Source organism: Solitalea longa, assembly GCF_002920915.1.
Taxonomy (GTDB): Bacteria; Bacteroidota; Bacteroidia; order Sphingobacteriales; family Sphingobacteriaceae; genus Solitalea; species Solitalea longa.
Genome location: NZ_PQVF01000001.1, coordinates 368,219 through 381,692, shown reverse-complemented (window position 1 = coordinate 381,692; position 13,474 = coordinate 368,219). Strand labels below are relative to the sequence as shown.

At 35.5% G+C, this 13,474-nt stretch carries 12 protein-coding genes; all 12 read right to left on the bottom strand.

The features are described 5' to 3' along the window. Window positions 1-43 precede the first annotated feature (43 nt). The 12 genes from C3K47_RS01780 to C3K47_RS01725 all read right to left on the bottom strand — a co-directional run bounded on the left by C3K47_RS01780 (window position 44) and on the right by C3K47_RS01725 (window position 13,394). Window positions 44-661, bottom strand: coding sequence for a CatB-related O-acetyltransferase (locus C3K47_RS01780; RefSeq protein ID WP_103787351.1), 618 nt, complete (start codon window positions 659-661; stop codon window positions 44-46). Window positions 662-669: 8 nt separating this feature from the next. Further along, window positions 670-1,785, bottom strand: a complete 1,116-nt coding sequence (locus C3K47_RS01775; RefSeq protein ID WP_133159311.1) for a Coenzyme F420 hydrogenase/dehydrogenase, beta subunit C-terminal domain — start codon at window positions 1,783-1,785, stop codon at window positions 670-672. A 98-nt stretch (window positions 1,786-1,883) separates the two neighbouring features. Beyond that, a complete protein-coding gene (locus C3K47_RS01770; protein WP_103787349.1) occupies window positions 1,884-3,086 on the bottom strand; it encodes a polysaccharide pyruvyl transferase family protein in 1,203 nt (400 codons plus the stop codon). Window positions 3,087-3,252: 166 nt separating this feature from the next. Next, complete coding sequence (locus tag C3K47_RS01765; protein ID WP_103787348.1) at window positions 3,253-4,335, bottom strand: Wzz/FepE/Etk N-terminal domain-containing protein; 1,083 nt, start codon at window positions 4,333-4,335, stop codon at window positions 3,253-3,255. Window positions 4,336-4,533: 198 nt separating this feature from the next. Further along, a complete protein-coding gene (locus tag C3K47_RS01760; RefSeq protein ID WP_165784604.1) occupies window positions 4,534-5,181 on the bottom strand; it encodes an HAD family hydrolase in 648 nt (215 codons plus the stop codon). Next, entirely contained in the window at window positions 5,165-6,199 is a 1,035-nt protein-coding gene (locus C3K47_RS01755) for an ATP-grasp domain-containing protein (RefSeq protein ID WP_103787346.1), read from the bottom strand. The genes C3K47_RS01760 and C3K47_RS01755 overlap by 17 nt, the downstream gene beginning before the upstream one ends. Beyond that, window positions 6,199-6,837, bottom strand: coding sequence for a PIG-L deacetylase family protein (locus tag C3K47_RS01750; protein WP_103787345.1), 639 nt, complete (start codon window positions 6,835-6,837; stop codon window positions 6,199-6,201). The genes C3K47_RS01755 and C3K47_RS01750 overlap by 1 nt, the downstream gene beginning before the upstream one ends. 291 nt (window positions 6,838-7,128) lie before the next feature. After that, a complete protein-coding gene (locus C3K47_RS01745; protein ID WP_103787514.1) occupies window positions 7,129-9,591 on the bottom strand; it encodes an SLBB domain-containing protein in 2,463 nt (820 codons plus the stop codon). A 19-nt stretch (window positions 9,592-9,610) separates the two neighbouring features. After that, on the bottom strand, window positions 9,611-10,747 hold the full coding sequence (gene gmd / locus C3K47_RS01740; protein WP_103787344.1) for a GDP-mannose 4,6-dehydratase: 1,137 nt from the start codon (window positions 10,745-10,747) through the stop codon (window positions 9,611-9,613). A 54-nt stretch (window positions 10,748-10,801) separates the two neighbouring features. Next, on the bottom strand, window positions 10,802-11,779 hold the full coding sequence (locus C3K47_RS01735) for an SIS domain-containing protein (RefSeq protein WP_103787343.1): 978 nt from the start codon (window positions 11,777-11,779) through the stop codon (window positions 10,802-10,804). Between the two features lie 73 nt (window positions 11,780-11,852). Beyond that, the gene (rfbA, locus tag C3K47_RS01730; RefSeq protein ID WP_103787342.1) at window positions 11,853-12,734 is read right to left on the bottom strand and encodes a glucose-1-phosphate thymidylyltransferase RfbA; all 882 of its coding nucleotides are present in this window, start codon (window positions 12,732-12,734) and stop codon (window positions 11,853-11,855) included. 96 nt (window positions 12,735-12,830) lie between these two features. Continuing rightward, the gene (locus tag C3K47_RS01725; protein ID WP_103787341.1) at window positions 12,831-13,394 is read right to left on the bottom strand and encodes a DUF3109 family protein; all 564 of its coding nucleotides are present in this window, start codon (window positions 13,392-13,394) and stop codon (window positions 12,831-12,833) included. Window positions 13,395-13,474 lie beyond the last annotated feature (80 nt).

The following is a 13,474-nucleotide window of genomic DNA, read 5'->3' as shown; positions in this document are numbered from 1 at the left end:
TGCAGCTTTTTAATCTAATTGCAATTAAAAATTGAACCAGCAATTAATCCTTATTTACAATCCTGTTCAGCCGTTCGATATTGTTAATTAAATCTTCTTTTTTCAGCTCCCACCACCTTAATTCTTCCAATTGTTTAATTGTGTCTTCATCAAATCTTTGTGAAATAATCTTAGCAGGATTCCCAACCACCACCGAATATGGTTCTACATTTTTAGTCACTATGCTACCTGCACCAATTATTGCTCCGTTACCTATTGAAGTCACATTTGGCAATATGACAACCCATTCCCCAATCCATACATCATTTCCAATATTTAATGCCGGGCGTTCTAACATATCCTTCTTCACATAACCAGCAATTGGGTTATAAAGCAAAGGATGGGATGTAAAACTATTTTTAGGATGATTTGCGCGGAATATTCTGATGTTTTTTGCAATTGAACAATAATTGCCAAATGTAACATGCGGCGGAATGTCATTTTTTAAATTGAAACAACCTCCATATGTCCCATAACCAATATGAATCTGGTATTGCTTACTGAATATTTGCCTAAGGATGTCTGAAAACATTTCATTTTCCTTCAAGAGAATAAACTTCAAGAAAAAGCGCTTCAAAATTCCGGGAAGAGAAAAATATAATTTCAAATAAAACTTAGACATTCTTCAAATTAGCTTCTGTACTTGATAGACCTTCTAAAAGTCCCCATAAACTCCTTAAGTAAATCAACAGGAGAAACCCCGATTAAATTTTTCCATACCCTTAGATGTTTAAACCTAAGCGTCCTTTGTTTTACCAAAATATATGCAAGGACCCTGGCACCAACCCGACTTCTTCTCGCATACTGATAGGGTTGCATTTGTGCTAACTTAAAATGCGGAAGTTCTTCAAAACACATACTTCCTTCAGTTTGGGCATCAGTTAACACTTCTACCCCTGCTTTAGTCCGCGCAATTACTAAACTTAATCCATCTTTCTCTGAAAAATCAGGATATCCATCTTTTGTATCCCAGGCATCTCCAACTGCAATATCTGCTTGCAAGCCAATACCATCTGGGCATAATTTGCATCTAAAGTTTAAAAACCTATTAAGAGTATTACCCCAGGAGTCATTATAACTCATTTTAAACTGTTGCCCTTGATTATCTGCAAACGAAAAATAACCAGGCCACCCGTCACCTCTGTAGGTTAAATTATTAACAGGCTCATTTGCACCTAAATTGTTTATAATTTCTTTTGTACCATTAAATGAAGGCATCCCAGCACACATTATAGATACATATAATTTAAATCGGCTTTTGTAGATAGGATAAACATTCAGGAAATTTTTAAGTGCAGAAATATCACAAGGCTTCCCTATAAAACAGTACACTTCGTTAGAGCTCTCTAAAATCTCAAAAATCTTATCAAAAATCAGCGCAGGAGCATAACGCGATGAGGCACATTCTAAAACATCATGGCGGCTCTTTGAAATTTTCAGCGTATTTCTTTCAAAATCGGCACTATCTCCACCTACTTGTAGTACCGCATCAACTTTACCGGTACTTAAAGCATGTATGGCAATAGCACTAATAATTCCTCCGGAAGACCCATGGAAACGCACCTCTGCGTCAGTACTATATCCTGATCTTAATTCTTCAATTCGTCCCCAAATTTTTTCATCCTTACCAAAGCTTAAATCATTTACAATATTAATACCCGGGCAGATTTCATTAATAACCTTCTCCTTGTCCGCATTTAAAGATTTGATCTCCGGCAGAAAAAAACCATTTTTTTGCAAACGCATCTCAACCGAATCTTTACCGCATACGCTTTCACACAAACCACAACCTAAGCAAAGTCCGTCTCTTTTGATCTTCTCAATTATCGATTTTTCAGACAATTTTAATTATTTAATGTTTCGAATATAAGTTCCTTTAGCTGAAGCAATCTAGGTTTTACTACCTCTTTTAGAGATAACTCAATCTGTTCACTTAAGGTATCCCTTTTTGCAAATGCTTCCTTCAACCCTTCTAAAACTTCCTCTGCACTACTATTTACACAATCTCCCATCCATTTATAATTCAATGTATCTTCAAAAAGACCGTTGAATTTACGGCTATATGCCATTGGATAAACAGCCACATTAGTTGAAAAAGCTGCTATACAAGCATGCATTCTTGCGCCTGTAAAAAAATCCATTCCACTAATATAACTCTTAGCTTCAATAGGGTTTTCAAACCGTGGAGCCAAAACAACATCAGGAAACTCTGCAATAATCTCTTCTGCAACCACGTAATCATCCTCAACAGGATAGTCAACCGGAATCACATGCGGAACAAGATGAACTACCACATTCTCTTGCTGGCTGAAAAATTCCAGAGTATTACGGATCAATTCTTTATAATCAGTTTTCATATTAAACTGATTCGACCTGGTATACCCTCCATTCCATAGCAAACCAGAGATATTTATTCCCACATTAATTTTATTATTATCAAAGTTAACCTTCTCAAATGGCAGATAGAAAGCAACATCTATCATCTCTATGATCTTATCAATGGGAAGGAATTTAGCTGAATATTCAAAGCTTTTCTTATCACGGCTAATAACCTTATCGAGCTTTTTCATTACTTCAAAAGCTTCAACTTCGTGCTCTTTTTTATTAAATGGCCCTATAGTTTGAGGTAATAAGACCTGTTTTTTATTCAGACCATAAAAAAATTTTTTCGAATTAAGAATTCTCCAAAAGCGGTCATCTCCATAGATGTCTGTAAAACTATCTCCTTCGGCTATATCAAATATATAATCGAACTCATGGAGCTTCTTTGCTTTAAACTTGTTGGGAAAAATATTGAGCTTTACAAATGCGGTCCAATGGAAAAAACGCATTCCTAAGAAGTTATCGAAAATAATCTTTTGATTGTTTATGGTAATTTCATCTTCATTTCTCGTAGAACTTCCAAAAAAAGAAAAATCTGCATTCAAATTATTCTCTTTAACTACATCATAAAGAAGTGCTAGAGAGGAATAAGCTAAAGCTGCTACTCCTAGGTTTTTATTATACGGGTTTGCCCATACAATAGCAATTTTTGTTTTTTTTGACATGATTCTAATCGCTTTTCCTTTTATCCTTTCAAAACGGGGATTTCTTTGTTAAAGAGACTATACGTTTCTACGAATATATCTTCTTTTATAGGTATTTCTTTAAAAATGAAGTATTTACAGGATAATATTATTCAGACGCTCCATTATATTTATTAAATAGATACCGTTATTTCTGTATACTTTTTGAAGCGCCCCTAAATAACAAGTAAATAAGAGTAAAAAAAACGCTCAGGATGCATCCCAAAACAAAGCCTTTTAATTTTCCGACTTTCTCTTCTTCCAATGGCATTATTGGCACATCAATAATTTGAATAAATGGAGTTTCTCTGGTCAATGCCATTTTTGATATCTCCAGATTTTTCACCACCTCTCCATAAGCGGTCCCCAAAACCTGAATATCTACTTCCTTTTGCTGACTTCCTACCGCAACAACCTGTCGTACGGGATTTAGATTAGGAGTCTTATCGATAATTAGAGCTCTCCCGTAAATTGACTTGTCTAGTTCATTTCGTAAAGAATCTGCCTTCTCTTGAAGTATGGCTACATTCTTTTTTGATCGCCCCGTTTTTGTTTTCACGTAGAAATCTGTAACATTATTCACTAATGCTTCAGTAAAAACCTTAGCAAACATTTCATTTGTAAAACTACATTGTACAGATATAATGCTTAGCTTTTTATCAACCTTGGATACTGATAGATTTTTCTTAATAAAAATCTTATGAAATTCTCCAAGCAAACTATCTTGAGTTCTGGTAAATTTAGATGGATCTGCATTTAAAGGAAATTGTACATTTTGTAACAAAGGCTCCTTTTTCCAATCTTCTTTTAGTTCATTAAAATCAATAAAATAGTCTGCTAGAGTTTCGTTTCTTCCCTTTATATTAATTGGAGAGAGCAATGCTTTTTGAACCATCGATCGAGATTTCATCAATTCAATAATATTATCTCCTGAAAAAGCCCCTCCAGCTCCGCCACCAAGATCAATACCAAACTGAGAAGCTAAACCAGCATAAAGGCCCAATCCACCACCACCCGAATCCTCCTCTAAGGCAAAAGTAAGTTCAGCGGTATAAATTGGTTTCTTAACAAAGGAATAAACTACACCTAAGGCCCCTCCAATAAAGCCGGCTATTAGAATAAACCTCCATTGTGACAATAAATAATGCCACCATTCCTTCATTTTTAAGATTACTTCTTTAAGAGAAATTTCAGAATCGGAGATATTCGTATTGAACTGAGATTGTTCCATTCAATTGCTTTTCAGTGTATTATTTGTGGTTACTAAAATCGTAAGATTTATTAACTCTGCAAAGTTCTTTAATAAAATAATAACTTTTATTTAAAAAACAGTCGAATTATTAATAAAATATCAACATAGCATTGCCGGATTTAAGGTATAGTTATATAGCAATGTGGCCCGTAAAAAAATTTAGAAAAAAAAATTTAGCTATTTTTCTAAAAACTGCATCATTCTATTAACATCTAGAAAAGCCATTTGTGCATTATAAGCACTTAGTCTGTCAACCTCTGAATCTCCGATAAATATTATTTTTTCCGAAACAGCCGAACTTAGCTTCAGTATTTCAAACAATCCAATTGGTGAAGGTTTTGGTGCCAGTAAGTTGGCATAAATAGGAGTAAAGAATGAATTTAAGTCATGCCAATTTATTGATTCAATTTTATTTTTTTGTTGAACCGGGTTACCGTTTGTCAAGATAAAAACAAGCTTATTCCTTTCTTTCAATGTTCTTAACAAATCGATTATAAGGGGAAATGGCTCTATTATATTGTTTATACTAACATTCCTTAGGATTTCCAGAAAAGAAACGACATCATCTTGATCTAGAAAATAGGTTTTTATTAATTTATCAAAAAGCTTTACCCTACCTTCTGTTAAGAAGGTATCAATAAGAAATGTGTTAATGCTATCCCTGTTTAATTGATACTTTTGGGAAACATAGTCAGCGATCTCCGCATAAGCATATTTCAGATATTCTATTTCAGGATAAAGGGTATCATCCAAATCAAACACAAAAACATCAAAATCATTTATCAGAGATTTATCGCCAATCTTAATATCAGTAAAAGACTTCATCCCAATATCTGATAAAGTTTGTCCCCCATTTAACATTCAATTCCGCTTCCTCAATTCTTAGCCCTAATTCCTGTTTTACAGCTATTAAAGGCATATTCACGCCCGCACCCAATATCGAAACGATTGTTCCCTGCACGCGAGGATTAATTTCAAGTAATTTAAATTGACCTGAAGCGGCCCTTTTAAACTGAATACCAATATTGCCATGCAAACCAATTTTTTCAATTATCTCTTTAGAGTAAACAATCAATTCTTGATTCATTATAATTTCACCGGCAGTACTAATGCCTCCTAACATTTTCCTTCGTAGGCGGGGAATAATTAATACTGGTTTTCCATTATTGGCGATGCAATCCACGGAATATTCTTCACCCGGCAAATACTCACTAACGATAAGTTCTGGAAATTTATTTTCCCTTAAAATATCCTGGATCTTCTCTAAAAGGATATATGTATTATCAGGTTTATAATTAAACAGCAGATCAAATTCATTTACTGTTGAATTAATAATCCTAAATCCCCTGCTTCCATTTGAGACCGATGGTTTAAAACAAACTGGTACAGAGGGATAATCTAATTCTTTAATTGACTTATTAAATTCATCGTATGTATTTACTTTCAAAAAGGAAGGTATAAAGTCAACTCCCTTCGCATTAAGAAATTCGTATAAATACGCCTTATTGTTAGCGATATTCAAGGCTTTTTCATCTGAAACTAACACTTTAATTCCTATTTCTTCTAATTCAGCTTTATACTTAGCGAATACAAATAGTTCAAGTGTTACTAAAGGCATTATAACACTGATGTTGTTTTCTGAACAGATTTGCTTAATAACTTTTATAAAATCAACATCATTGGCTTTTGGAACGACTTTAAAAACACCATCATGTAAAAACCGTCCAACAGCATCAGGATTACTATCGCACAAAAAAAGGTTCAAAGAACCCTCTTGTTTTAAACATTTTATAATACCTGGAGCCCCCGGAGCTCCAGCTCCTGTCATTAAAATATTAATCATTATTTCAGTATCAGGCGTAAAACTTCAAATGCCTCAGAATAACCATTTCCGATTTGAACCCCTCTTGATTTGGCAAGGGAATAAATAAACTCATCGGAAGTATAGGTACGATGGGCTTGCGAAACATAAGCTTTTAATGCATTAACCTTTATATCGATATGACGCTTTTCAAGCTCAACGAAACAGGTGGTATTAAACGATAAATTATTCCAAATTAGTTCATAGCCCAGTATCGTAGTGTTCTTGTAAGCCCGTAAACCTTCCTGGGCAACAGTAACATGATCTTGATGGATATCATGCAAAGAAGGTAAAAAAACCAAATCAGGGTTTATATCTTTTCGGATTCTAACCAAATCCTCTAAGATAGGTTGGCGCTCATAATTAAGTCTGCGAACCTGATAATCAAAAATAATAAGATTTTCATTTTTAATACCCAAACGACGTGTAGCCTCTTTAACTTCTGTTTTCAAAACATCTTGAGGAAACCCCTTAGGAACAGACTCTGCTGCAGTAGAAAATGCAACATAATACACATCGACATTTTTTTCAATTAACGATGCAATTGTTCCCCCGCATCCTAGTTCTCCGTCATCGGTATGAGGGGCCAGCACCACAACTCTTTTCGGATTCAAATCCATAATAACTTAAAGCGTAAATTTGATAAATGTGATAATTGATAACTGACAGATTGATTTCAGCTAATTCACCTGCAATTAATCAAAACATAGACCACCAAAGTTGAAACTCAAAGGGATTTTTACTTTTCAAGGTTAAATTGCACTGAATGCTCACAAATTAACAACCAGTCAAATAATTGGGACTGTAAGTCTGACTACTTTTATGGAAAAAATGTACTATTAACGCTAAAAAGGGCATAAACAAAAAAGGACGTTATCTGAATAACGTCCTTTGCAAATATTTTACTTTTTTTATTTGAGCACAGATACAATAAGTGCCATCATCGACACAATGCTTGTTGTTAATCCAACAATTCCAGCGGTACTCATCTTTTCGCGATCCTCTCGTACAGGCACATAAATCTCGGCCCCAGGCTTTATAGATGGATAGCTTCGAAAGAATAAGAACGTTTTTGTACTTGCAACAGAACCATTAGCATAAACAACATAGGATTTATTCTTTAATGCCTTTGAAGAAAACCCTCCGGCTCCCACTATATAATCCTTAAACCCTCTGCCTTTATCATATCTAATTAACACCGGGAAAAGAACTTCTCCTTTCACTTCTACAGTTTGCAATTGGGTGGGGATTTTAATTATATCACCATCCTCTAACAACAAATCATATTTAGAACCCGGGTTCTCTAATATCTTAGGTAAATTTATTCCTAATAAGGTTGTTTTACTCTGAAGTTCATCTTGTATTACATCAATAGATGCGGAAGAATCCCTACTTTGTTTTTCTAATGCTTCCAGTTTTTGTTGTTGAAGAACTTTATCAGCTCCCGTTATTTTTTTTCTCCTGATCAAAACTGCTCCATTAGAATAAGCAATTGGCGATAAACCTCCTGAACGCTTAATAACATCTGATATTCGCTCATTTTTGTTAACAATAGCGTAAAATCCTGGATAAAGGACTTCACCCTCCAACCTCACATTCTTTTGCACCTGGTATCCTGGAGCGGGCCGTATGCTAACTTCATCAAAAGGTTCCAAAATAAAGTTTCCGGCACCGCCTAAATCAGTCAACTCTTTATTTAAAGAAAACTGAAATACTTGTGCTGTAGTGGCATTATTAGACAAAGAGTCTACCGATTTAAGCCTGCGAGAGATCTCAATTCTGCTAAGAGATGCTCTTTCTCGCAATCCTCCGGCTAACAAAATAAGATCGGCAAGACGCATATTCTCCGCATAAGGATAAACTCCCGGATTTTGCACCTCTCCCTGAATAGAAAACGTATAATTCTCTTTTAAGTCAAATTTTGAAGAAATTGTAACAACATCTTCTCTTTTCAACACAATATCACTTGTTTTACCTGAAATAATATCGGCCACATTAAATGAAACAATTTCAGGACTAAGATCACTTTTTAATCGATAAATCACCCCCCGGTTCGTAAATGCGTCCTCACGGATCCCCTCAGCTTTAATTAAAAGCTGGCTTAAAGTCATACCTTCTTCCAAAGCATATTTCCCTGGGCGAAAAACAGCACCATTAATTTGGACACGATTAGAAAAACGGTCCAGAACCCTTTCGACTGTATAGATATCTCCTGTTTGAGGAGTGAACATTGCGAATAAATCGGAAGAAACATCAGCCACACTTTTCTCTTTAGCTGTATTTCGAACTACTTTTATATTTTGTCGATAGGCCTCATTTGTAAAACCTCCTGCAAATTTCAGAACATCCGCCAATGATTCATTTGGTTTTACTTCAAACAACCCCTGTCTTTTTACCTCTCCTACAAGCTCAACTCTCGTTTCATAAGGACTAATCTTAATGACATCCTGATCCTGCAGTCTGATATTTTTACTTTGATCCCCGTTAATCAGGAAATCGTAAACATCTATAACCGAAACAACTTTACTATTTCTTATAATCTTAATATTCCTGAATGACCCATTTTCATTTGGACCACCAGAGGCATACAAAGCATTAAAGGCCGTTGCTAAAGATGGAAGCGTATAGGTACCCGGAAGTCGCACTTCTCCCAATATCACTACTTTAATTGAACGAATATTTCCAAGTGTAATATTAACTGAGGTTTGACCAGATTTCATTCCCTGGTAAACACTTGCCAGTTGATTAGTGATTTTTTTTCTGGCTTGCTCAATAGTTAATCCACTTACAGTCACTGGACCAACATATGGAATTCGAATTGAACCTTCGGGACTAACCGTCAGCTGGTAATTAGCCTCTGAAACACCGTAAATATCAAGAACAAGCTGATCACCTGGACCCAACTGGTAATTTTGAGGGGTAGCCATTTTAAGATTAGGCTCAAAGGTTAACCTTTTATTATTAAAAATTTCGGCACCGAAAATTTTACTTTGGCCTTGAGGAGTACCATCTGGATTATCAACCAATTCATCTTTATCAAACTCACGGGTTTGACTATCAGAAACTTTCGCACTACCGGCTGCTCCATTTTGAACTTCTTCAAAACCACCAATTTTATCTATTCGTTTACGAAGTTTTGCAATCTCAGAAGATGGCATTCCTTTCTGCAAAGCCAACTGTTCCAATTGCGTGTCGGTATAACCACTTTTCTTAGCCTGCACTATAAACTGACGAATTTGATCATCAGTTAGATTGTCAACTTTAACAGAAGAAAGATCACTTAAATCGGGAACCTGAGCAAAGGTTGCAACATTTAATGAAATTGAAAAAACGAAAAGAAATGAAAGTGTCTTTAATATCTGACGAAGTTTCATGCCGGCTTTTAAAAGTTCTCTATTCAAAATAGTTTAAGGTTTTGAAGCCTCCATCGGCTAAATACTTATCCTTCTTCATCAAATGCAAATCAGATTGAACCATATCAGTAACCAAGCCCTGCAAATCATATTTTGGCGTCCATCCTAGTTTTTCATTCGCTTTAGTTGGATCACCTAACAATAAATCAACTTCGGTAGGGCGATAGTATTTAGGGTCAACCTTAACAACAGTTGTTCCCAAATGTAAATTATCACTATTGATATCAAGTTCTTTTAAACGTTCCAGATCAAGATCAACAATTACACCTTTTTCATTCTCCTCCTTACCACTAAACTCCAAATGAATACCTAATTCAGCAAAAGCCATGCGAACAAACTCTCGAACAGGAGTAGTTATTCCGGTAGCAATCACGTAATCCTCAGCACTTTCTTGTTGAAGAATTAACCACATCGCTTCCACATAATCCTTCGCATGTCCCCAATCTCGTTTAGCGTCCAGGTTTCCAAGGTATAATTTATCCTGAAGGCCAAGAGCAATTTTCGCCGCAGCACGGGTAATTTTGCGTGTAACAAACGTCTCACCTCTTATCGGGCTTTCATGATTGAAAAGAATTCCATTACAAGCATACATACCATAGGCTTCTCTATAGTTTACCGTAATCCAATAACCATAAAGTTTAGCAACCGCATATGGTGATCGTGGGTAAAAAGGCGTGGTTTCACTTTGGGGAACGGCCTGAACAAGACCATAAAGTTCTGACGTTGAAGCCTGATAAACCTTCGTCTTTTGAGTTAAACCTAATAACCTAACAGCTTCCAGAATCCTCAGAGTTCCTATTCCATCAGCATTAGCTGTATACTCAGGCGTATCAAAACTAACTTTAACATGACTCATGGCCGCAAGGTTATAAATCTCATCGGGCTGAGTTTCCTGAATAATACGGATTAAGTTAGTTGAGTCTGTTAAATCGCTGTAGTGCAATTTAAAATTAAGATTCTCCTCGTGAGGGTCCTGATATAAATGGTCAATACGGTCGGTATTGAACAATGAGCTTCTGCGTTTAAGACCATGAACAAAATAGCCCTTCTTTAACAGAAATTCTGCTAAATAAGCACCATCTTGACCAGTCACACCTGTAATTAAGGCCGTTTTCAATTCTGATAAAACTTAGGTTATAATAAAACAAGGGAGAAAAATCCCTTTCGATATCTATTGTTTACTTAAAAAATCTTTAAGGGAAATAATGTTAGGTATTTCATTGGAAACAGCCCCTACTTTATCAGCAATTTGTAATGACAACCAATCTAATTGATAAATAATATGGAATAATGTATTTAGCGAAGTATCCTTCACTAATAATTCCATTGCCGATACATCATACTTCGCCAATAATTCTTTAACGAAAGCAAAACGAAGATTAGTTCTATGGTTATTACGGCTATTCAGGAAGATAAAATTGGTATCTAGCTTATTATAATAGCTTTCAATTACATTATGATTTGCCTCTGGCAATACTTGTACAAACGCCTCCAACTTAGCATTTTCCTGAACTTGCTGCGCGAAACGAGTAGCCACACCTTCAAAAAACGAATCTGTAATAATTACAAATTTATTTTTAATGGTTCCGTTAAAACGGGCTACCATCTCATTGGTTTGAAGAACATAATCATCGCTGTTAACCACAAAGTCAACTATTTTCTGAATATCAGCGTTTTTGTATTGACCAAGAAGATCAAAGAATATAAAAAACAAATAGGTAAGCGGCGAGCCTAAAGCCATACGAGGCTGTAAACCACCCTCTACTTTATAAACTTTATTTTCATTATGAATTGCCAATTTTTCAAGTTCACCACCGCTGCTAATAACAACTATCTGACAACCTTTTTCCTGAGCAATCTTATAGGCAGCAATAGTTTCTTCTGTATTACCTGAGTAAGAACAAAAAATTGCCAATGTTTTTGGACCTGTGTAACGAGGTAATGTATAATCATTAATTACTTCAACAGGTAAATCCAGTTTATCATTAAAATAACCTTTAACAATGCGTCCGGCAATTCCAGACCCGCCCATTCCGCAAATTACAACATTTGACAACTTGCTCTTTTCGATTCCATGAGGTTGGTAGTTATCAACTGCAAATTTTATCTGCTTAGAAAACTGTTTTAATTGTTGACTAATATATTTCATGATTATTTATTTTAATATTCTGAAAGTTGTTCTCCATTATCTTTAAGGGCAGTTATTTCTCGCTCTAACAACTCTATAAATAAGCTTCTTCTTGTTGGCTAAGCATGCTCAAGAGATAGTTGCCATAACCACTCTTCTTTAAAGGTTCTGCAACTAAACGCAATTGCTTTGGAGAAATATAACCCATACGAAAAGCAATTTCTTCGATACAGCCAACTTTAAGCCCTTGACGCTCTTCAATTACCTGAACGAACTGTCCCGCCTGCATTAACGATGCAAAGGTTCCTGTATCAAGCCATGCTGTGCCTCTATTAAGCGTACGAACCTTAAGCTTACCTTGCTTCAGATATTCGTTATTGACATCCGTTATTTCATATTCACCACGTGCTGAAGGTTTGATGGCTTTAGCTATTTTAACAACTTCGTTATTATAAAAGTATAAGCCTGGAACTGCAAAGTGTGATTTAGGATGCAAAGGTTTTTCCTCAATAGAAATAACATTTTTATCATTATCGAACTCTACTACCCCATAACGTTCAGGATCAGACACATGATAGGCGAATACTATACCTCCATCAGGCTTATTACAACCCTGGAGTAATTCAGCAAGCCCATTGGCAAAAAAGATATTATCACCTAATATTAAGGCAACATCATCCTCTCCAATAAAATCCTCTCCAATTACAAATGCTTGTGCTAACCCATTGGGTTGTTCTTGTACTTTATAGCTGAATTTACAACCTAATTCTACTCCTGTACCCAGTAGTTTCTCAAAACTTGGAAGATCATGAGGAGTAGAAATGATTAAAATTTCACGAATCCCAGAAAGCATTAGGGTTGACAATGGATAATAAATCATCGGTTTATCATACACAGGCATTAACTGCTTGCTCATAGCCAATGTTAGGGGATGTAGACGTGTTCCAGAGCCGCCGGCGAGAATAATTCCTTTCACGTATTCTTAGTTTTTGATGTAATTCGTTTCCTAACAACTATGATTAGGAATAACAAATTTTTGCGGCGAATTTATATAAATTTTATTAAAAAGCACTCACATAGCTAAAATCTGTTCTTCTAATTCCTTAAACCATTGTTCGCCATACTTACGAATAAGGGGGTCTTTAAGAAATTGATAAACCGGAACTTTTAAAGCCTTACCATGTTCACAAGCTGCAGAGCAGATATGCCATTGGTCATAATTCAAAACATCAAACTCCGGATATTTTGTAATGCGGATAGGGTATAAATGGCAAGAAATAGGCTTTTTAAAGTCAATTACCCCTTCCCGATTTGCTTTTTCAATTCCACAAAAGGCTATTCCATTTTCAAAAATAGTGTAGGCACACTCTTTATCTCCATCAACACATGTTGTAGTGTATTCGTCTTCGAAATCCTTTACATACACACCGTCTTTTTCAATAGCAGCAATACCCTTTTCAGTTAAATAAGGTTTAACCTTAGGGTAAATTTCTTCCAGAATTTTCAACTCTTCTTCTTCTAACGGAGCGCCAGAATTTCCCATAACACAACAAGCACCTTTGCATCTGTTTAAATTACAAACGAACTCTTCACTTATTAATTCTTCATGCACCAATGAGTTTTCAACCTGAATCATCTTCCCTATCTTATAAAAAAAAACACTTTACTTTCTACAGTACCACCGTAAAGTAAAGTGCAAAATTAACAAATTATTTC